Below are 20,403 nucleotides of genomic sequence, written 5' to 3' on the forward strand. Positions count from 1 at the left end.
TATGAAAAAGATAATTATTCTGAGTGCTTTTTTAATTATAGCTTGTAACTCTAACCCGGTTCCTAAGCCGGATCGCTTATTAGATGAAGAGCAGATGAAGAATATCTTATACGATTTAGCTATCTTACAGGCGACAGAAAGTTTTAGCCCTAAAACATTAAGAGAAAACGGGGTTGATACAAAGGCTTATTTATTTGAGAAATATCAGATAGACAGTGTTACATTTTATCAGAACCAGCGTTATTATGCTTCTGATGCTCGTAAATACAAACAAATGTATCAATCGGTATTGGATCGTATCAATAGCCAGATTCCAGAAGAGGGTGAATCATCTGATCCGTTGGAAAAAAATTCAAGCGTTAAAAAGAAAGATTCTGCTACTAAATCTAGGAGAAGGCAAACAAATCGTCTTTTAGATCGGGATACTATCGACAATAATCTTCCTTTGAAATAAAAGTGAAAATTTCATTTATAGTTTTAAAATCATAACCAAGCGTTTGTTTGATTTTACTATTGTCGTACTGGTGTGTATTATGGGAAGACTTAGCCATAGTTTTGGTAAACATTCTCTTTTTGCCCAGAATAAAAGACAAGAACCAGTCTAATCTCCAGCCAATCGCTGTCAAAGTCTTGTTGGCATACACATAAGGTCTTTTAACCTTCAGTAGGTCAGCAAGTGTATAAAATAGTTCTTCCTGAGAAATATTTTCAGAAACTAAGGTATAGCGTTCCCCGTTAATAGTACTTTTCATTAAGGCGGTCATACAATCCACTACATCAGCTACGGCAACAATTGCAACGAGACCTTTTGAGTAAAACGGAAACCCTTTCTTAATATTTTTTATAATCAGGCTGCTGCCTTTATCGGGAAAGCCATAACCGAAAATAATTCCGGGATTAACGATAACGACTTCTAAACCTTCTTGATAGCCCCTCCATACTTCCATTTCAGCACCGTATTTGGTTATTGCATAATCACTGTGCGGAAATTCCGTATTCCATTCCGTTTCTTCAGTAATTACTGTTTCGTTCTCTTTCAGGTCGCCTAAAGCGGCAATGGATGAAACATGACAAATTTTACGAACTCCGAAATCAATGCAACAGTTAACAATATTAGCGGTTCCTTCTTCGTTTATTTTCCGAAGCAGGTTTTCATCTTTGGGATCAAAAGAAATATGAGCAGCACAATGATAAACCTCAGTAACATTTTCAAAAGCATTGTTTAAACTCGGAATATCAGTGATATCAGCTTTTACCCAAATGATCTTTTCAAAAAGTGGCAAAGCATCATGATATACAAAGACTCTTTGAACGGCTTCTAAACTTTTTTTGTTTCTGTAAATGGCTTTCACAGCTTCGTTTTCCTGAAGCAGTTTTACAAGTAGGTGAGAGCCTACCAAACCTGTTGCGCCTGTTACTAATATCATGATGTAAAAATAGGGAAATCTTTGATTTGAGAGTAACAGAAATCAGATTAAATGCAACTTTATAAGTTTGAAACTTTGAAACTTTGGAACTTAGCCACTATCTTTGCGCAAATTATTGTAAAACGATGAAAAATTTAGTAGAAGAATTACGTTGGAGAGGATTGGTACATGATATCATGCCCGGAACTGAAGAGCAATTGACAAAAGAATCTACTACAGCATATATTGGTTTTGATCCTACTTCGGATTCCTTACACATAGGAAGCTTGGTGCCTATCATTTTGTTAAAGCACCTGCGCAATTTTGGTCATAAACCTATTGCATTAGTAGGTGGGGCAACGGGAATGATTGGTGATCCTTCAGGAAAATCAGATGAAAGAAACCTTTTAGATGAAGCTACATTGAATAAAAATGTGGAAGGGATTAAAGGCGTTTTGTCTCGCTTTTTGGATTTTGAAGCAACGGATGCCAATGCGCCGATTCTGGTAAATAATTACGACTGGATGAAAGAGTTTTCATTTATTGCTTTTGCCCGTGATATCGGAAAGCGTATTACCGTAAACTACATGATGGCAAAAGATTCGGTAAAGAAACGTTTGAGCGGAGAAGTAGGAGACGGAATGAGCTTTACGGAATTCACATACCAGTTGATCCAAGGTTACGATTTTTACCATTTACACAAAGCCTACGGATGTAAATTACAAATGGGAGGAAGTGATCAATGGGGTAATATTACTACCGGAACGGAAATTATTCGCAGAATGAATGTGGGTAATGACGAGCAAGCTAAAGCTTTTGCTATGACTTGTCCGTTAATTACGAAAGCAGACGGTTCTAAATTCGGAAAAAGTGAAGGTGGAAATGTATGGTTAGATGCCGAAAAAACGTCACCGTACAAATTTTATCAGTTTTGGTTAAACACAACGGATGTTGATGCTGAAAAATACATTAAGATCTTTACATTTTTAGATAAAGAAACGATTGATGCTTTGATCGCGGAGCATCAGCAAGCACCGCATTTACGTGTGTTGCAAAAACGTTTGGCAGAAGAATTGATGTTGTTTGTACATTCTCAAGAAGATTTAGATAATGCTATTGCGGCTTCAAATGCTTTATTTAGTAATTCTATTGATGAGTTAAAAAAGTTAGATGAGAAAACTTTTTTAGAAGTTTTTGATGGTGTGCCAATGGTTGAGTTATCGATGAGTGAAATAGAAGCCGGTTTAGATATGATTGGAGCTTTGGCAGCCAAAACCAATTTCTTAGCTTCTAACGGTGAAGCGCGAAGAGAATTGAAACAAAATGCAATTTCGGTAAACAAAACGAAAGTAGTAGAGGATAAAGTAATTACAAAAGAAGATCTCATCAACGATCAATTTGTATTGCTTCAAAAAGGAAAGAAAAATTATTATGTGATCAGAGTGAAGTAATTTTATAAGACCATTAAATTACAGCCTCTGATATCAGAATTATCAAAACGTCCCAACACTTCGAAAGAATGGTTGGGATATTTTTTTCCCAAATCCTGAGTAGCAATAAAACTACATGAATTAATATTAGCCAGATCAATTACGTTGATTCCTCCGGTTTTTCCTTCGGGGATAAGGGTTAAGGCGTCTTCAGTATCACGAATAAGGATTTGCATCCAAGGAGGGCATTCAAATATGCCATTTCCTAAAGAATAAGCTTGAGACAACAATTCGGTCATACCATATTCGGAATGGATGGCAGATACACCGAACCCTTTGCAAAGGATGGAATGTAACTCTTCACGGATGATTTCTTTTCTTTTGCCTTTCATACCACCGGTTTCCATGATAATGGTATTGTTTAGTTGAAACGGATGTTTTTCAATTAAATCCAAGAGAGCATACGTTACACCTATCAATAATACATTTTGTCCGGAATTATCCAGATCTTCCAGTTTTGCGATCAATTCGTCATAATTGTGCAGGTAAAAGCCGGAATCGGGATGATTACTTAGTTTAATTAGATCCTCAACCATATAGATCAAAGAGGAGCCTTCACGTTCTAAATAAGAAGGGAGTAGTGCTAAGACACAGTAGTTTTCAATATTTCCGTAAAATTCAGTAAAACCTTTGCGGTAACTTTCTTCATATAGAGAAATATCAGTAACTAAATGTCGACTGGTTTGCATACCGGTTGTGCCACTACTGGTAAATATCTGTTGAATAGAGTCTGATGAGCTTAAAACATCATGACTTTTGAAAAACTGAATGGGTAAAAACGGAATGGCTTCAATAGTTTTTACGTTAGTAGGATCTTTTCTGATCAGGTTACAGAATTTTTGATATACAGAATTGTTTTCGTATTGGTAACGAAAAACTTTCATCGTGATTTTTTCAAAATCTTTCTTTCCGGAAATAGTAAATATGTCGTGAGATGAAACCAAATCAATTTTTTTTGCAAAGCTATGAAATAAAAAAGCACCAACTTTTAGTTGGCGTTTTTTTATACTGTATTTTTAAAAGGAAATTATTCCACTATTAATTTTTTGGTAGCCGTTTTTTCTGCTTCAATGATCTTTACAAGATAAACTCCGGAAGCCAGATTAGTCACATTTATGAAATTGTTTTCAGTAGTGGTGTTAATGATTGGTTTACCTAACATGTCATATATTAGGATTTGTTTGGAGCTATTAGTGGTTGTTTTAAAGAATAATGTATTGCCCGAAAATGGATTAGGATATATTTCCGTTTGTAAATCTGAAATAGTATTTTCAGGAGCTTGTTCGATCGTGCGGAATTTTTTATGTTGGATCTTATATTCGTTTTGAAGGTCAATAGAGCTACAATCTCCAACTTTAGCGGCGAAATCACTTCCATTAACAGCTTCAAAACCGGGCGTTAACAAGATTTCATTCTGAGATAAAAAAGTGACGCTGATTTTATTTCCGATCGTGGAGGTTGAAGATAAGCTTTCACTGGCTTTTCTCCAATGCATCAAATATTGGTGTCTGCTTATAAAATCTTCCGAAATAGTTGAGTTGGTCGGGCATAAATGTTTAATGATCGTTTCTCTTAATAAATCCCGGCATGTAGGACAAAAGGATTGGGTTACAGTTCTCATCTTACAATTATTTTTGGGTCTGTACCAACCTATGTTAGTATAATTTGCGCTTTCATATAAGCCGGTTACTGTATAGAAACAGCTTGAGCCATACGAACATGTCGGGATCGGTGTTGACGGAGCGATGAGGTATTTCCAGGGAATGTCCTCAGGTGTAGAGAGATTGGTAATATTCCTGTTGTGAAAAAGAGGAAAATCATTTGGGTCTACACTAGCTGTAGTCGGACCATATTCATCACCTAAAAGTCCGAAGGAATGTCCGAACTCGTGTATGATCACATTATACATATAAGAACCGTAGCAGTTTTCTGTTGCAAAAACATATTCTCCACCACCACCGGTATAATAATCATTATTAAAAACAGCTATGAGGTATGATTTATCATCATAGTCGGGAATGTAGTTAGTAATCAGATTATCCATTCTGGTTTTAAATGTATCATAATCTTCTGCACCGCTAACACTACCACCGCTACATAATGTAGGAGGGTCAAATTGATTAAAGGCTCTTGGGAAACCATTTGTGGTAGCTATGTCTCTGACCAATATTATTCTGAAATTGCTTTGAAATTCATTAAAAGGAACTGTAGACCAAAGTTTATTCAGTAAACCGTTAACAAAAGAGTTGAATTCACTCATGTGAGCATTGTCATAGCCCTGAGAAACGATAAAGATGTTTATCTGAGAATCGCTCGTTTCATAAAAGGTTTCCAGTGTAACCTGGCTGTTCACTTTTGTTAGAAAAAGCATAAGGAATATAAGTGCGATATTTTTCATATTCTTAGGCTTTATTCGTTGGAATCTTGCACTTTCTGTAATAAGGACTGAACGAGGTTCTTTAATTCTTTAATTTCCTTTTCTTGCTCTTCGTTAACTTTTTTTTGTTCGATAAGATACAAAGTAAGTTCTTCAATTTTTTCTTGTTGAATTTTAGTCATTTCGCCTAATTCAATACCGTTTGTTTCTATCTCTTCGGCGCTGGGAACATTTATTAAATGACCTTTTTCTTGAATGTGCTTTTCCACTTCTTCTAAAGAGGGTAATTTATAACCTTCTTTAAAGACATAATCAGCCCAAGTACTTTGTAATGTAACCCGAACTTCTTCTGTGAGGATACCTCCGTTCACAAAAAGGTTGTAGGTGGAAACATCTGCCGTGCCGGTAGTTGTCGGGTAATTGCCAAAACCATATCCGATGCCGACTTTACCATTGAATTTTAATTGCTCCTCAGCAAAATCACCCCAGATTAATGGTAAATTGGTATCAGAATTTGATATGTATAATTTGTTAGAACCAGTTTCATTGAATCCGGAGTAGGCTCCTATAAATACATTGCCATGTGCATCGTCTGCATCATCAGGACCGGCATTTATGCCTATGTAAACATTTTCATAGCCGGTAACATTTGTAGACCCGGCAAATGAGCCAATAAATGTATTATTTCTTCCTGTAAAATTAAAAAGCCCCGCGGATGCTCCTATAAATACATTATTAGTAGCATTTGTGCTTGAATTTGAACCAGATTGGTATCCGATTGATGTAGAATAATTTTGAGCATTTGAGTTTTTGCCTAAACTGATAGAATTTGTTGTTATTTTACCAGTTTCAATACCATTTCTCTTGAAGAGAATGTCATAATCGTTAGCTGTACCTAAATAACTATTAGCGTTGCTTATAGTGTTAGTAGCTTCAGTTGTTTGAGCATCTAGGAGTTGATGAAAAAAAATTAAGATAACAACTGCTAGATAATAAGTGTGTGTTGTTTTCATAAGAACGAATTTACTTACATAAAGGTAATAAAAAAAAGCCGTTAGCATTGTTAACGGCTTTTCCTTATTTTGTGATATTTAAAAAATTATCTTACGATCAATTTTCTGGTAGCTGTTTTTCCTTCTTCAGTGATCTTTACAATGTAAATACCTGAATTTAAGTTAGCAACGTTTAAAGTGTTGTTTGAAACTGTAGCGTTGATAACTTGCTTTCCTAGAACATCGTATACTTGTACTTGTTTTGAAGTATTAGCAGAAGTATTGATGTATAGAGTACCTCCTGAAACAGGATTAGGATACATTGTTAGGCCATCAACAGCATCGAAAGATCTAGTTTCAAGTGGCATATCAGCCAAGTCTCTTGCAACAACCTGGGCTGTTCCGTTATATTCTGCTACTAAAACAACAAGTGTTTGCGGAGTAGTAGGTATAACAGTTCCGATGTAATTAGCCTCAGAGAAGATTGTTCTGAAAGTAATATCTGTACCGTCATTAGCGATATAGTTAGCACCTGAAGCAAAAGTAGCAGTACCGTCGCCATCTGCAAAAGTAGCAGAGTTGATCTGAACTAATTCACTTTCATAAGCCTCAATATTACTTGTAATGTCAGATGCAGTAACAACTTGTGGTGTAATGCTGTTTCCTGAAGAAGCAACTGTAGCTGTAGCTATAGGAATAAATTCAAGAACCCCGTTATAGTCAACAGTATATCCTTGTAATCCGGATAAAGCATCGCCCTGAACCGGTCCGGAACCTGTTCCGTCATTGTAAGGCATAATACCGTCATTGTCGTCAATTAAAACTCCGGCAGAGGTGTCTTGAATATATTTTTGGTTTCTGCTGCTTCTTGAATAAGAGATAACCGGATTAGAAGAAATTTGATAATAGCTTCCTACTCCATTTGCAATAACATCAGCTCTCATTGCTGCTAAATCAGTAACTGCTATGAACGAGGCTACAGAAAAAGTAACAGTAGCATTAACAGCTGGTGAAATTGGAGTGTGAGAGTTGTCAACTAATTCAACATAAACTGTGTATGAGTTACCGGTAGAAACAGTAACATTAATAGGAGTTGTGTCATATTTCATTATAGTTGAGCCACCATTAATTGTATAGTGGATATGTCCATCACCAGTTCCATTAGCTACTACAAAGTTTGAAATAGAAAGAGTTACATCTACTGAAGTAGTTAAAGGACTGTATATTGTTCCGTCAGTTGGAGAAGAAATTACTAAAGATGGAGAAGTAGAACAACCATTGTGTGTTCCAATTTGTCCCCATTCGGCATCACTGGCAAAAACATCCCATTCTGATGTGGCATCATCGGTTCCAAACGAACCTAGAGGAGTGGCATTAGGACTACAAATGGATGATTTTCTTACTAAAGTGTGGTTTACAGTTCCTCCAGTAGTACTACCTACATTCCAAGAAGAGCCTGGGTCAACTCCAATTTCACCAATAACGTCAATTACTGATCCTAATTTTAATAAAGCGACGGCATCATCGCCATTGAAATTACATGTTGAAGAAGAGGCATCACCTGCACTTACTATAGTAGCATTTGAACTACTATTGTATAAAACATAAACATCACCTGCATTTAATATTGTACCAGCAGTAAAAGTTTGAGTGTTAGTCGCTGTTGAGGCTCCATTTGAATAAAGTTCAACGGAATAATCACCTAAATCTACATTTGAACCTGTCCCGTTATAAATTTCTAAAAATTTATTACTAGATGAGCCTTCGCCATACATGCTGAAATATAATTCAGTAGCTTGTCCGAAAGACAAAGTTGAAATGAATAAAATAGATAACAAGTAAAGTTTTTTCATTTTTATAAGAATTTAATTCGATACAAAGATATTAACAAATAAAGGTAGTTAACAACTACACAATGTAAAAAAATAGTTAATAATAAATAGTAAAGACTGTTAAACTAATTGATGATTAATTTTCTGGTGGCTGAGGCATCACCTTCTTTTACTTTTATAATATAAACGCCCGGTGCTAAACTACTCACATTAACTTCTTTAGAAGTCAAAACAACATCTAATACTTTTTTACCTAAAACGTTAAAAATTTCAATTCTTTTTTCTACAGAAGATTTAGAAGTGATATAAATCTTTCCGGTATTAGTAGGGTTTGGATATATAGATAACCCGTCAATAGCAGGCTGTTCTTGTTTTGTGCCATTGTCAGTATAGCTTTTGTTTTCCTGAGCCTGAGAACCCAAAGAAAAGAAAAGTATAAAAAGGATAAGATAAAAGTATTTTTTTGTCATTGGCATAAAATTACGGTATAAAATTACAAAAAATATTTTTACAAAATACATGCCAAAAAAAAATCCCTCAATTTTGAGGGATTTTTAACTTTTTTATGTTGAAAACGATATCTTATTAGAAACCTGTAGTCCAACCTTGAGCCCAAGTAGGTAAAGTCTCTCCATTTCCAGCACCAGTTGCAGAGGCACTAGTTGTGTAAACTTCTTGAGAAGGAGTAACTGAATTTCCTGCTGTATCTTTATAAGAAGCGAATGTACCAACATTATTGAATAAAACATTAGTTACTGTTAATGTTCCGTCTTCTACATAGCTGATAGTTTCGTCATGTTGAACATCAAAACCTTTTGTCCATCCAGCTAAAACAACATTGTTAATGTTTGCTTTAGTACCTACTCTCAATTTGAAAGCTTGGTCTTCATTTCCTGAACTAGTTCCGCTACTGATTAATGTTAAGTTGTTAATTGTAGGATTTGCAATAGGAGTAGCTAAATGATTATTTGAATTATTATCGGCTTCTATACCTCTGTTACCACCGTTAGTTCTTTTACCATACCAGTAGTTTCCTCCGCCAGTCCATCCTTCAGTCCAGTCAAACATGTCGTCACCAACAGTTACTGTTGAAGTATTTAATACTACCATATGGTTAGCTGTTACAGTACCTCCGAAAAATTCGATTCCGTCATCAGATCCGTCAAAAAGTTGAACATAATCGATAGTTGTATTACTACCAACTCCAAATAATGATAATCCGTTAAATTCTTTCTCACTGTTATAAGCATAACCTGAATATTCAATTCTTAAATATTCGATAGAACCAGAATCGTCATTAGCGATAGTACCTCCATAAGTTAAATCAGAAACTTCAGCAGATGCAGTCGCTCCTTTGTTGATTGGTGCTTTACCACAAATTACTAAACCTCCCCAAGCTCCTGGATTGTGAGTGTCAGCTGTCATTACCACCGGATTAGTTGAAGTTCCTTCAACAAAGATTTGTCCACCTTGTGCAACTGCAATATAGCGAATAGCAGGAGATGCTTCAGTTGGGTCTGTAGCTTCAATGATAGCTCCTTCTTTGATAGTTAAGGTAGCTCCGCTGTTTACTATTAGCTTACCAGTTAGCTTGTATGTTAATCCACTTTGTAAGATAACTTCTCCGTCGTTTATGTTACCTTTCAAATCATTTTGAACTAATACAAATGAAGAAGTGTTATCATTTGATGAGCTGCTGTCATTTGAACATGAAGTTGTGAATATAGCCATAGATAAAAGAGCTATTCCTAATAAATTTTTAACTAATTTTTTCATTGTGTCATTTATTGATTAATTACGAGGCAAATTTCAGTTTTTAGCTTTTTAGATGAGTTAACTAAATGTGATATAATTATGAAAATATTGTATTGTAAATGTGAATTTATTGTAAACAGATCTGAAATGTTAATAGGTTAAATAAAAAAGGATTAGTTGTTTACAACTAATCCTTTTTTATTAGACTTTAATATATTTTATTTAATGTTAAAATTGGTAATTAACACCTAAATTTAAGAATACTCCTTTTTTGTATGAAAGAACAGTGATGTCTTCTGTACTGTTTTCTTGAACTCTTTTAAATCTAGGGTTTAAGATGTTTTTAGCAGAAAAATCGATTCCGAATTTTTTATTCAATTTCGTTTTTAAGATAAAATCTAAAGTACCTAAACCTTTGTCAACCAAATTTCCTTTTTGTTCCACGCCTAAAGCATATAATCTGTCTGAATAATAAGAGTAAGCAAAAGTTCCCATTACATTACCCTCATTTTTAAAATTGTGGTTGTAGGTTAAATCAGCGTTAATTAATAAATTTGAAGCACCTGTAAAACCGGCTTTAGAATCTGTTAGATTAACATTGTAATCTGTTTCATTTCTTACTTTTTCGGAATTAAGTTCTTGTTCCGTTTTCATGATTGAAGTGTTTAATCCGGCAGATAATCTGTTTTTGTCGTCTTCTGCTTTAAAAATATTTTTTCTTATTTCCACTTCAAGACCATAAACATAACCGTAATCACCAGTGTTGATGAAAGAGATGTCATTTGTTGATGAAGCTAATGTAATTTCGTTAATTGGGTTTAAGATGTATTTACCAAAAGCAGCTAATGAAATTACTTCATCATTTTTCGGGAAGAACTCCCATTTAAGATCTAAATTATAATTTTCAGAAGGGTATAAATACGGATTCCCGATTTTAACTTCTGTAACATCTTCGTAAATAAATAGTGCTCTTTCTTTGAACTGAGGTAAAGTATAAGTTTTACTTGCTCCCAAGCGTAAATTCTGTTTGTCGTTTAATACGTATTTTACGGTAGCATTAGGCAAGAATTCATTTCTGTCAAAAGAGTTAAAACCTCCAGTTGCGTCTAATTGAGTTTTCCAATCTACTCTTTGGAATACTTTTTCAAAACGTAAACCAACTATAGCGCTTAATTTATCATTAAACTTGTATTCTACACTACCAAAACCAGCATGAATATTTTGTTCACCGTTATATGTTTGTGGTTTGGTTGTTCCGTTAAAAGTAGTGATTGAAAATAATCCGTTACTGTAATTAGTTTGATTGAAAAATGTATCAAGATTATTAGGGTCTTGAATGATATCTAATTGAGAACTCAATATTGGAAAATTAAACTGAGTAGCCTCAAAATCACGTTTCTTGAATCTTCCGTTGTAACCTAAAGTTATTTTTCCTTTGTTATTTCCGTCTTCATCTTCTTTGAATTTGTAACTTAAAGCTAAGTTAGCGGCTGCTTCATTTTCAGTTAAGTTTTGGAAATATCTATGGTTATCAGTAGTTGTTGCCATAGCTAAAGAAAATTCGTTAGCGCCAATAGGACTATCTAATTTGTTTTGAGTTCTGTCTGGCATATCACTTTTGATTGTGTTGTAAGAAACTCCCCAATCAAAGTCAATCTTATCTGTTACTTCGTGATTTCCTAAAAGTTGATTCACAAATAAGGTATTTTGAACATAAGTACCGCGTTGTACTAAAAGGTCAACGTTTTCATAATCTCTGTCAGACCCGAAATAAGTGTCTTTGCTTTGGTTAGAAGAGTTTACAAAAAGGAAGTTATAAGCTAATTTATGTTTGTTGTTTAATTTGTAATTAGCATTAAACATTCCAGTAGAGTTTGTTTTATAAGTGTATCTTTTCTGATTGAAAGATTTTATTTCAGCTCCTTGAGCACTTAGAACTTGATTGATACCTTCTCTGTATTCAAAACCATTTGAAAAACTAGCATTTGCAAACAAGCTTAATCTTCCCTCTTCTCCGATATCGTAAGATTTACCGGCTCTTAAACCGATATTTCCCGCGAACGGTGCTTCATTTGTTGGAGTTAAACTATTTTCAAAGTTATAAGCATTTAAAGGGTTAGAAGGAATGCCGTAGTTTGTAAAGCCAGAATAACTTGGCCCGTCTTGTAAATAGAAATCTCCATTTTGATTAACAGCGTTAGTGTTGATTGTTGAACCTAATGATAATTCAAACAGACCATTGCCTTTATAATTTTTAGAAGATATATTGATATTACCTCCGGCAAAATCCCCCGCTATTCTTGAAGAATATACTTTGTCGATTGAAATGTATTCTACGATATCTGTAGAGAATAATCCTAGATCAATGTTTTTCTTTTCAGGGTTATTAGAAGGTACAGGTAAGCCATTGATAGATGTTGAATTGTAACGATCTCCTAAACCTCTTACATAAACATTTCCGGAACCTTCTTGTTTGCTAACTCCGGTAGTTTTAGCTACAGCAGTAGCAACATCGCTAATCCCTTTTCTGGAAAGTTCTTGGGAGCCGATAGATTGCTTCATTTCAATAGCTTTTTGTTGTTCCATCAAAAGAGCGGTCTCTTTTTCTTTGCTTACAGTAGCCTGAACTACAATATCTTTTAATTGTACACCGCTTGCGGCTAAAGTTTCGTTGATAACTTTTGTCTCACCTGCACTTAGTGTAAAAGGAATTTCTTTAGTTTCGTAACCTACATAACCGATTACCAAAGTATAGTTGCCCGGTTCTAAATTGTTAATAGTGTATTTCCCGTTTTCGTCAGTAGAGGCGCCTTTACTTGTTCCTTTAACAGACACATTAGCAAAAGGTAATGGTTCGTCATTATATTCTTTGTCCAGAATAGTACCTGAAACGGTTCCGGTTTGCGAGAACCCTAATAGGGAAAAGAATGACAGTAATAATATTAATTTAAATTTCATTTGTTGTGTTATTATTTTGGGGCAAAGGAAAGGCGGTTAGATTATCGAAATGTTAACTACTTGTTATAAAATAGTGTTCAAGGTGTTAGCAAAATGTAAAGTGATTAAATAATTGTTAAGTCAATTAAACTTTTTATATTATCTTTACCTTTACAAGCAGTAACATTATGTATTCTCAAGAAATGAAGAAAAAAGACATCAAGATTTTACTGGTAGATGACGAACCGGATATTCTAGAAATTGTGGGGTATAATTTAACCCAGGAAGGATATCAAATAGTTACAGCTTCAAACGGTAAAGAAGCTATAGCCTTAGCGAGAAAAGAACTTCCTCATTTGATTATTATGGATGTTATGATGCCTGAGATGGATGGTATCGAAGCTTGTGAAAATATCAGGAAATTCCCTGAATTACAAAATACCATCATTACTTTTTTAACTGCCCGTTCAGAAGATTATTCTCAGGTAGCCGGGTTTGATGCCGGTGCTGATGACTATATTGCAAAGCCTATTAAGCCTAAAGTTCTTATCAGTAAAGTTAAGGCATTGTTAAGAAGGCTTAAAAATGAAGATCAGGCAAGTGATATAATTAAAGTTGGGGATATAGAAATTAACAGAGAAGAATATAAGATCATTCGTCAGGATGAAGAGATAGTTCTGCCCCGTAAAGAATTTGAATTGTTTTATTTATTAGCAACTAAACCGGGTAAAGTTTTTACCCGCGAAGAGATTCTGGATAAAGTCTGGGGTAACGAAGTGGTTGTTGGTGGTAGAACTATTGATGTTCATATCAGAAAACTAAGAGAAAAAATAGGAGACGATTTCTTTAAGACCATTAAAGGAGTAGGTTATAAAATTGAATTTTAATGACAGTTAATTTTAAGAAATCATACAAATTCGCTCTTAAATCCTCAACTTACATAACTTTATTTTCTTTTGGTGTATTATACATCTTTAATTACTACTTTTTAAAAGTGAGTTTATGGTATATTGTATTATATGCTATAATGCTTTTTATTTTTTCCTTTTTTGTACTGCAATTCAGAGTGGAGCACTTTATTTACAGAAGAGTGAAAAAAATATATGATGATGTATCATTATTAGAGAATGTCTCTTTTCGCAATCAGCCAGTAACAACAGATATGGCTACATTGACAAAAGAAGTTCAGAAATTTGCACGTGATAAAAAACTGGAGATTGAAACCTTAAAGATCAGAGAAGAATACCGAAGGGAATTTCTGGGGAACGTTTCTCATGAACTAAAAACGCCTTTGTTTACCGTACAGGGATATTTACTGACCTTACTTGACGGGGCTATGGATGACAAGAACATTCGCAAGAAATATTTACAGCGAGCGGAAAAAGGAGTTGAAAGGTTGATCTATATTGTGAAAGATTTAGATATGATCACTAAATTAGAAACAGGAGATTTGAACTTAAATCTTTCTGAATTCAATATCATTGAAGTGATTCAGAATGTTTTTGATTTGCTGGAAATGCGCGCTGCTAAAAAACACATCACGCTTACCTTTGATACTCATTATAAACATCCGATTAAAGTTATTGCTGATCAGGAAAAAATCCAACAAGTCATCACTAACTTAGTGGTAAATTCTATAAAATACGGGAAAGAAGGAGGAACGACAGAGGTGAGTATTGAAGATCTTGTGAGTAATAAAGCAATTATCCGAATTACAGATAATGGGGAAGGAATTGAAAAACACCATATTTCCAGATTGTTTGAGCGCTTCTATCGTGTTGATAAAAGCGGGGCAAGAAGCGAAGGAGGTTCCGGTTTAGGTCTGGCCATCGTAAAGCACATCATAGAAGGACATAATGAAAAGATCTATGTAGAAAGTGAATTTGGTGTTGGCTCAGAATTTTCATTTACCTTAGAAAAGGCGAAATAATTCAGTCCAACTAATAGTCGTTGAAAAATTTTGTAATCCTCTGTATAAGGGGATTTTTTCTATTTTATCTACGGTGAATTTTTCTTGCTTACAACTTGGAGCAATGCCTTCAGCTTTATATTTCTTTGCCAAATACTCTTGTTCATATTGTCCGGGAGTCGGGATGAAAAAAGCTTTTTTACCCAGTTGAGCTAAATCCATTACTGTAGTATAACCTGAACGACATACGATTTTGTCACTTTGATTAAAAGCAAGTTCCAGTTGCTCACTATTCATGAAATTATAGTACGTAATGTTCTTTTCTATATGAATAGATTGTTCCTTTTCAATGCGACCTTTAATAAAGAGTACCGGTTTATTATAATCTTTGAATTCAAGTTGTAGCTTTTCTTCCAGAAAGGTTCTTTGTGGTTCAGGTCCTGAAAGAATAACCATAACATCATACTTTGGTTCCACAACTCGTTTGTGTAAACGACTAAGCGGACCTATATAACGTAAATGTTTTAAAGAAGTATTGCTTAAATGTCCCAGTTTTCCCGTTAAGTTTGGTGTTCCGGCAACATCAGGGATCCAGCATTCATTAAATTTTTTGATATAAAAATGATGTAATTTGGTCGTAATCCAGGAAGTTGATCCGGTTAAAACGGTTAATTGATGGGTTATAAAAACAGAGGGGATCCTTTTGTGATGTACTCCTAATCTGTTATCTGAAATAATGCCGTTTATTCCATATTCTTCAACCCACTTGGCTACTGTGTCTCTTTCGTTCTGGATGGCAGAAACAATTTGCGGAACCTGAGCTAACATTTTCCATTTAAAATTTTTCCCTTTTTCCGCATAGCGAATATTGTAAGAAGGAAGCTCTAAATGTAATAATTCAGGAAATTCTTTTTGTAGTAAAGACAAGGCTACACCGTCAGATGCGATTATCGGTTCAAATCCGTTACTTTGCAGTGCTTTAATGATAGGTATACAACGGGTAGCATGACCTAATCCCCAGTTTAAAGGAGCAACTAAAATTTTCTTTTTTGTTTCCAATAGAATCAACTTAGTTTTGTGTAGCTGCTATATTCATAATGAATCTGAACTACAGGTAAAGGTATTCTTTTTCAAGTTGTAAAGTAAAAATAATTTGTGGTTTCTCATATTTCCTTAATTTTACCAAAAAATTAAATTTTTTCTTGTGGGGAGTAAAAACAAACTAAAACGCTTTAGAGAAAACGAAACATTTGACAATGTAGTACAACCGACTCGGGATGAGGTGGTTTCAGGAAATTTACCTTATAAAGGGAAATGGAGAACCGACTTTTTCAAGAATGATAATCCGATTGTTTTAGAATTGGGTTGCGGAAAAGGAGAATATTCTGTTGGTTTAGCCCAATTGTTTCCGGATAAAAATTTTATCGGCGTCGATATAAAAGGAGCACGTTTTTGGCGTGGTGCAAAAACGGCCGTAGAAGATAGCATTCATAATGTAGGCTTTCTTCGTACTCAAATTGAACTGATTGACCATTGTTTTGCTGAGAATGAAGTAGATGAAATATGGATCACTTTTCCGGACCCGCAAATTAAATACAAGCGAACTAAGCATAGGATGACCAATACAGAGTTCTTGCAACGCTATAAAAGAATATTGAAACCGGATGGAATCATGCATCTTAAAACCGATAGCGAATTCATGCATGGATATACTTTGGGACTATTACACGGTGAAGGACATGAGGTTTTGTATGCAAATCATAATATTTACAGGAACGAAGGCGCTCCGGCTGAAGTAACCGGAATTCAAACTTTTTATGAAAGTCAGTATTTGGAACAGAATAAACCGATAACCTATATTAAATTTAAACTGAAATAGATGGAGTTGGTAATAGCTTTTTTAGCAGGATTTGTAATTGCAGCAATAGGAATTGTTGCCCCCGGAATGTTGAACATGACCATTGCCCGTTTGAGCGTGGAGGAAAGCAAAAAACAAGCGCTGCTATTTGCCTTAGGCTCAGTAGTAATTGTTTTTTTTCAAAGCTTTGTCGGAACCTATTTTGCTAAATTTCTGGATACCAACCCACATGTAACGGAAATGTTGAAAAAATTTGGAACGGTTATTTTTATTTTACTGACGTTCTTTTTCATTTATAATGGCATTAAAGCAAAAAAGAAAGAAAATATTAATGTGGAAGTAAAGGACAAACGCAACCGCTTTTTATTCGGGGTAACGTTGTCATCCTTAAACATGTTTGCTGTTCCGTATTATGCTGTAATGGGATTAATGTTGGCTTCAAAAGATTTGTTCCATTTCTCTATTCTTGAGATCATCAGCTTTTCTTTAGCAGCCAGTATCGGAACTTTTGCGATTTTCTATATCTATGCCGTATTCTTTAAAAAAATAGAACATAAGGTAACGTTACTTTCAAAGAATATTAATTTTTTTATAGCTATTGTCACAGGGATAGTCGCTATAACCTCTCTTGTTAAAATACTTTCTTAAAAATGGCAAAGCCAAAAGAATTAAGCTTTTTTGAAAAGGTTTACGAGATTGTTCGTCAGATTCCTTACGGGAAAGTAACTTCTTATGGCGCAATTGCCAGAACTATCGGTTCGCCACAATCTTCAAGAATGGTAGGCTATGCAATGAATGCTTCCCATGGTATGGACGATGTTCCGGCTCATAGAGTAGTAAACCGGAACGGAATGCTTACCGGCAAACATCATTTTGAAGGAACTAATCTGATGCAGCAACTATTAGAGTCTGAAGGAATAAAAGTAGTGAACAATAAAATTGTAGATTTTGACAAACATTTTTGGGAACCGGATCTGTAATGAGTTCCTGATTTTTGAAAAAAACAAATGACTACAAAAAATATGTTGAACGAAAGAGGTGCAAATGGTCATTTCGAACGTCATGAGAAAATCACATAATACGGATCATGAATTTCTTCTTTTGGGTAGTTTCAATAAGTAGAAAACAGTTTATTCCAAAAGACAGATTGTAAATTTAGTCTCATTTTCATTGCTTTCAAACGTAAGGTAACCACCGTGAGCTTCAATGATATTTTTTGAAAGTGTTAAACCGATTCCGGCTCCTTCTTTACGAGTGGTAAAAAACGGTAAAAAGATTTTGTCTTCAATTTCCTTTTCAATTCCTTTTCCGGTATCGGTAATGTAAATGAACAGTCTTTTCTCTTTTACTTCACCCGAAAGTGTAATTTGTTTGTTTGTTTTATCAGCAAGGGCATAAATGCTGTTCGTCAGTAAATTGATCAGAACTTGTTCCAGTTGTTGCCTGTCAACCGAGATCCATCGATCAAAGCCAATTTCGTTAGAGACGGCGATTTGCTCTTTTTTAAGTAGCGGCTGCATAATTTGAAGACTGTTCTTCAGTAATTCTTGTAGCGCAATCTTTTCCTTTTTAGGCGAAGGTAAAGCCGCCAGTTTGCGATAATTTTCAACAAACTGTTGCAAATGACGAGTCCTGTTGCTGATTGTGCCAACACTTTCTTTAATGTCACTGATATCTTCTTGGGAAAGGGTGTCTTGCAAGGTTGTTTCCTGTAAGTTTTGTGCTAAAGCATGAATAGGAGTCAGTGAGTTCATTAACTCGTGTGAAATCACCTTCATCAGGTTGATCCAGGCTTCTTTTTCTTTCTTCTCAATTACCTTTTGAATAGAATCCAGCAAAACAATATAATACTCTTTGTTATAGATCTTGCTTTGAGCTGTTTGTAAAATGAATGTCTGGTAATCCTGTTTGTCCACACGTATTTGCAAGGGAGTCTTAAAATCAGAAAAATGATGCTCTTCAATAATTTCACACAATGCCGGAAGATATTGGTTGAGGTAACTCCATTTAGAAACTTTAGGAGCTTTAAAATGATGAGAAAAATAATCATTCATTAAAGTGACCTGCCAATCGGATTCTTTTTTTTCTAAGATGAGTACTCCGGTTTCAATGGTGTTAAAAATAGAATGATAAATGGTGTCTTTTGTGATTTGCTCTTTTTGAGAAGACTTTAATTGTTCGTACAGGACAAATAAATTAGTATAGAATCCCTGGTATTTTTTACTTTTAAAATCGGCTGAAAAATCTTTGTTCAGAATAGACAAAATGGTTTTGTCATAAAATTCAAAGATAGAACTGATAAAAGATAATAATTCTAAAAATAACCCGAGAGCAATAATAAGGAACAGTAATGCAGTGTAATGGTATTCTTTTTGAAACAAAAAGAAACTGCCTGCTAAACAAAGCAAGATCAAAAGCAAACGAATGAAAATGTCAAATCGTTTAATCATTTTTAATCTGGTATTTTTCCATTCTTCGGTATAAAGCGGCTCTTGACAAGCCAAGCTCTTCTGCCGACTTACTGATGTTAAACTGATGTTTTTGCAATACTTTTTCAATACTGATCTTTTCAATATCGGAAAGTTGGATATCATCTTTTTCAGTCTCAAAAACCTCTATCGATTCTAAGTCCAGATCAGCAACTGTAATACTTTCATTTTCACAAAGAATCACAGCACGTTCAATTCGATTTTCCATTTCACGGATGTTTCCGAACCAGGCATGCTTTTTAATTTGTGCCAATGCTTTTTCATCAAATAGAAGGTTGTACTTATCGTATTTAGCGCTTAGTTTTTCCAGTAAGAAATTAGCAAGGTCAACTAGATCATCACTTCGTTCCCGTAATGAAGGTAATGTGATCTGCATTGTATTTAGCCGGTAAAAAAGATCTTCCCTGAAATTCTTGTGCTGTACTTCTGTCTTTAAATCTAGGTTAGTAGCCGCAATAATCCGGACGTTTAGTTTTCGTGGTTTGGCTTCTCCTAAGCGGGTAATGGTTTTAGTTTGTATTGCCTGCAATAGTTTAGCCTGTAACGTTAAAGGAACATTCCCTATTTCATCCAGAAAGATCGTGCCGTTTTCGGCCAATTCAAATCGCCCGGCAGTATCATTCTTGGCATCGGTAAAGGCGCCTTTGGCATAGCCGAACAATTCGCTCTCAAAAATGTTTTCATTTAAAGACCCAAGATCCACATGTATAAAAGCCTGATCTTTGCGGTTAGATTGTTGGTGAATGTAATGAGCCAAAACATATTTTCCGGTTCCGTTTTCACCTAAGATTAAGATGTTAGCATCGGTTTTGGCAACTTTTTGCGCCAGATCGTATGCTTTTACAATGGCATTGGATTGTCCGATGAAAAAATTATTTACAGATTGGGATACCGTACTTTTAACTTCTTTTCTGCTTTGCGTAACTCCTTTTTTAACAACTTCAACTAGTTTTGAATTGTCCCAGGGTTTTAGGATGTAATCAAAAGCACCTAACTTTAAGGCTTCTACAGCGGTTTCCACATGACCGAAAGCGGTCATCAAAACCACTTTAGTTGCAGGGGATAAGAGTAAAATCTCTTTTAAAAAATAAATACCTTCTTTTCCGTCTTCGTAACCAATGCGATAATTCATGTCTAACAATACAACATCGATCTTGTTTTCAGATAATACTTTGATACTGTCTTTAGGATTGTTAAGCGTAATGATAGTTTCAAAATGTTTCTTCAACAGCATTTTTGCTGCAAAAAGAATATCTTCTTGATCGTCAATTACTACTATGTTGGCTTGTATCTTTTTCATCTGCTGTACGGTTTCGGACATTTAGTGTTCATTTATGAACAGTAGGGTAAAACAATTA

18 protein-coding genes are annotated in these 20,403 nt (G+C 34.8%); 7 read left to right on the plus strand and 11 right to left on the minus strand.

Going from position 1 to position 20,403, the window contains the following annotated elements; all coding sequences use genetic code 11:
* Position 1: 1 nt before the first annotated feature.
* Positions 2–454, plus strand: coding sequence for a DUF4296 domain-containing protein (locus tag NHF50_RS08110; protein ID WP_109569206.1), 453 nt, complete (start codon positions 2–4; stop codon positions 452–454).
* On the opposite strand, the gene NHF50_RS08115 is transcribed toward NHF50_RS08110, so the two are convergent.
* Positions 426–1,427, minus strand: a complete 1,002-nt coding sequence (locus tag NHF50_RS08115; RefSeq protein ID WP_252775688.1) for an NAD-dependent epimerase/dehydratase family protein — start codon at positions 1,425–1,427, stop codon at positions 426–428. The genes NHF50_RS08110 and NHF50_RS08115 overlap by 29 nt on opposite strands.
* Positions 1,428–1,552: 125 nt before the next feature.
* Between NHF50_RS08115 and tyrS the strand changes: the two genes are divergently transcribed.
* Positions 1,553–2,857 (plus strand): tyrosine--tRNA ligase, encoded by a 1,305-nt coding sequence (gene tyrS, locus NHF50_RS08120; protein WP_252775689.1) that lies wholly within the window; start codon positions 1,553–1,555, stop codon positions 2,855–2,857.
* Positions 2,858–2,859: 2 nt separating this feature from the next.
* On the opposite strand, the gene NHF50_RS08125 is transcribed toward tyrS, so the two are convergent.
* The 7 genes from NHF50_RS08125 to NHF50_RS08155 all read right to left on the minus strand — a co-directional run bounded on the left by NHF50_RS08125 (position 2,860) and on the right by NHF50_RS08155 (position 12,810).
* Entirely contained in the window at positions 2,860–3,840 is a 981-nt protein-coding gene (locus NHF50_RS08125; protein WP_252775691.1) for an acyl transferase, read from the minus strand.
* An 83-nt stretch (positions 3,841–3,923) separates the two neighbouring features.
* Entirely contained in the window at positions 3,924–5,294 is a 1,371-nt protein-coding gene (locus NHF50_RS08130) for a M64 family metallopeptidase (protein WP_109569209.1), read from the minus strand.
* An 11-nt stretch (positions 5,295–5,305) separates the two neighbouring features.
* Positions 5,306–6,286 (minus strand): hypothetical protein, encoded by a 981-nt coding sequence (locus NHF50_RS08135; protein ID WP_252775693.1) that lies wholly within the window; start codon positions 6,284–6,286, stop codon positions 5,306–5,308.
* Between the two features lie 86 nt (positions 6,287–6,372).
* The gene (locus NHF50_RS08140) at positions 6,373–8,118 is read right to left on the minus strand and encodes a T9SS type A sorting domain-containing protein (RefSeq protein WP_252775696.1); all 1,746 of its coding nucleotides are present in this window, start codon (positions 8,116–8,118) and stop codon (positions 6,373–6,375) included.
* Between the two features lie 104 nt (positions 8,119–8,222).
* On the minus strand, positions 8,223–8,567 hold the full coding sequence (locus tag NHF50_RS08145; protein ID WP_109570638.1) for a T9SS type A sorting domain-containing protein: 345 nt from the start codon (positions 8,565–8,567) through the stop codon (positions 8,223–8,225).
* A gap of 115 nt (positions 8,568–8,682) precedes the next feature.
* On the minus strand, positions 8,683–9,873 hold the full coding sequence (locus NHF50_RS08150) for a hypothetical protein (protein WP_252775697.1): 1,191 nt from the start codon (positions 9,871–9,873) through the stop codon (positions 8,683–8,685).
* Between the two features lie 207 nt (positions 9,874–10,080).
* Complete coding sequence (locus tag NHF50_RS08155) at positions 10,081–12,810, minus strand: TonB-dependent receptor (RefSeq protein WP_252775699.1); 2,730 nt, start codon at positions 12,808–12,810, stop codon at positions 10,081–10,083.
* Positions 12,811–12,992: 182 nt separating this feature from the next.
* Here NHF50_RS08155 and NHF50_RS08160 point away from each other — a divergent pair, with 182 nt between their 5' ends.
* Together NHF50_RS08160 and NHF50_RS08165 are read left to right on the plus strand one after the other, a co-directional pair.
* Positions 12,993–13,676 (plus strand): response regulator transcription factor, encoded by a 684-nt coding sequence (locus tag NHF50_RS08160; protein ID WP_252775700.1) that lies wholly within the window; start codon positions 12,993–12,995, stop codon positions 13,674–13,676.
* Positions 13,676–14,719: a cell wall metabolism sensor histidine kinase WalK gene (locus NHF50_RS08165; protein WP_109569213.1), complete on the plus strand. Its 1,044-nt coding sequence runs from the start codon at positions 13,676–13,678 to the stop codon at positions 14,717–14,719. The genes NHF50_RS08160 and NHF50_RS08165 overlap by 1 nt, the downstream gene beginning before the upstream one ends.
* Here NHF50_RS08165 and NHF50_RS08170 read toward each other — a convergent pair.
* On the minus strand, positions 14,702–15,757 hold the full coding sequence (locus NHF50_RS08170) for a glycosyltransferase (protein ID WP_109569214.1): 1,056 nt from the start codon (positions 15,755–15,757) through the stop codon (positions 14,702–14,704). The two genes, NHF50_RS08165 and NHF50_RS08170, sit on opposite strands and share 18 nt — an antisense overlap.
* A gap of 145 nt (positions 15,758–15,902) precedes the next feature.
* Here NHF50_RS08170 and trmB point away from each other — a divergent pair, with 145 nt between their 5' ends.
* The 3 genes from trmB to NHF50_RS08185 are packed head-to-tail and all read left to right on the plus strand — an operon-like array spanning position 15,903 to position 17,536.
* A complete protein-coding gene (gene trmB / locus NHF50_RS08175) occupies positions 15,903–16,577 on the plus strand; it encodes a tRNA (guanosine(46)-N7)-methyltransferase TrmB (protein WP_109569215.1) in 675 nt (224 codons plus the stop codon).
* Positions 16,578–17,204 (plus strand): LysE family transporter, encoded by a 627-nt coding sequence (locus NHF50_RS08180; protein WP_252775703.1) that lies wholly within the window; start codon positions 16,578–16,580, stop codon positions 17,202–17,204. It begins immediately after the preceding gene.
* 2 nt (positions 17,205–17,206) lie between these two features.
* Positions 17,207–17,536 (plus strand): MGMT family protein, encoded by a 330-nt coding sequence (locus NHF50_RS08185; protein ID WP_109569217.1) that lies wholly within the window; start codon positions 17,207–17,209, stop codon positions 17,534–17,536.
* 150 nt (positions 17,537–17,686) lie between these two features.
* Here NHF50_RS08185 and NHF50_RS08190 read toward each other — a convergent pair whose 3' ends face one another.
* Together NHF50_RS08190 and NHF50_RS08195 are read right to left on the minus strand one after the other, a co-directional pair.
* Entirely contained in the window at positions 17,687–19,006 is a 1,320-nt protein-coding gene (locus NHF50_RS08190; protein ID WP_252775705.1) for a PAS domain-containing sensor histidine kinase, read from the minus strand.
* Entirely contained in the window at positions 18,999–20,345 is a 1,347-nt protein-coding gene (locus NHF50_RS08195; protein WP_252775707.1) for a sigma-54 dependent transcriptional regulator, read from the minus strand. Before NHF50_RS08195 ends, NHF50_RS08190 begins: the two co-directional genes overlap by 8 nt.
* Positions 20,346–20,403: the final 58 nt, after the last annotated feature.

Origin of the sequence: Flavobacterium sp. NRK F10, assembly GCF_024054235.1 — a bacterium.
GTDB classification, from domain to species: Bacteria; Bacteroidota; Bacteroidia; order Flavobacteriales; family Flavobacteriaceae; genus Flavobacterium; species Flavobacterium sediminis.

Excerpts from the sequence above, each read along its gene's own strand:
- NHF50_RS08195 (WP_252775707.1), bottom strand. The coding sequence starts at position 20,345 with ATGAAAAAGATACAAGCCAACATAGTAGTAATTGACGATCAAGAAGAT.
- NHF50_RS08180 (WP_252775703.1), top strand. The coding sequence starts at position 16,578 with ATGGAGTTGGTAATAGCTTTTTTAGCAGGATTTGTAATTGCAGCAATA.
- NHF50_RS08160 (WP_252775700.1), top strand. The coding sequence starts at position 12,993 with ATGAAGAAAAAAGACATCAAGATTTTACTGGTAGATGACGAACCGGAT.
- NHF50_RS08110 (WP_109569206.1), top strand. The coding sequence starts at position 2 with ATGAAAAAGATAATTATTCTGAGTGCTTTTTTAATTATAGCTTGTAAC.
- NHF50_RS08190 (WP_252775705.1), bottom strand. The coding sequence starts at position 19,006 with ATGATTAAACGATTTGACATTTTCATTCGTTTGCTTTTGATCTTGCTT.
- NHF50_RS08135 (WP_252775693.1), bottom strand. The coding sequence starts at position 6,286 with ATGAAAACAACACACACTTATTATCTAGCAGTTGTTATCTTAATTTTT.
- NHF50_RS08185 (WP_109569217.1), top strand. The coding sequence starts at position 17,207 with ATGGCAAAGCCAAAAGAATTAAGCTTTTTTGAAAAGGTTTACGAGATT.
- NHF50_RS08155 (WP_252775699.1), bottom strand. The coding sequence starts at position 12,810 with ATGAAATTTAAATTAATATTATTACTGTCATTCTTTTCCCTATTAGGG.
- NHF50_RS08145 (WP_109570638.1), bottom strand. The coding sequence starts at position 8,567 with ATGACAAAAAAATACTTTTATCTTATCCTTTTTATACTTTTCTTTTCT.
- NHF50_RS08115 (WP_252775688.1), bottom strand. The coding sequence starts at position 1,427 with ATGATATTAGTAACAGGCGCAACAGGTTTGGTAGGCTCTCACCTACTT.
- NHF50_RS08140 (WP_252775696.1), bottom strand. The coding sequence starts at position 8,118 with ATGAAAAAACTTTACTTGTTATCTATTTTATTCATTTCAACTTTGTCT.
- NHF50_RS08150 (WP_252775697.1), bottom strand. The coding sequence starts at position 9,873 with ATGAAAAAATTAGTTAAAAATTTATTAGGAATAGCTCTTTTATCTATG.
- NHF50_RS08130 (WP_109569209.1), bottom strand. The coding sequence starts at position 5,294 with ATGAAAAATATCGCACTTATATTCCTTATGCTTTTTCTAACAAAAGTG.
- NHF50_RS08165 (WP_109569213.1), top strand. The coding sequence starts at position 13,676 with ATGACAGTTAATTTTAAGAAATCATACAAATTCGCTCTTAAATCCTCA.
- tyrS (WP_252775689.1), top strand. The coding sequence starts at position 1,553 with ATGAAAAATTTAGTAGAAGAATTACGTTGGAGAGGATTGGTACATGAT.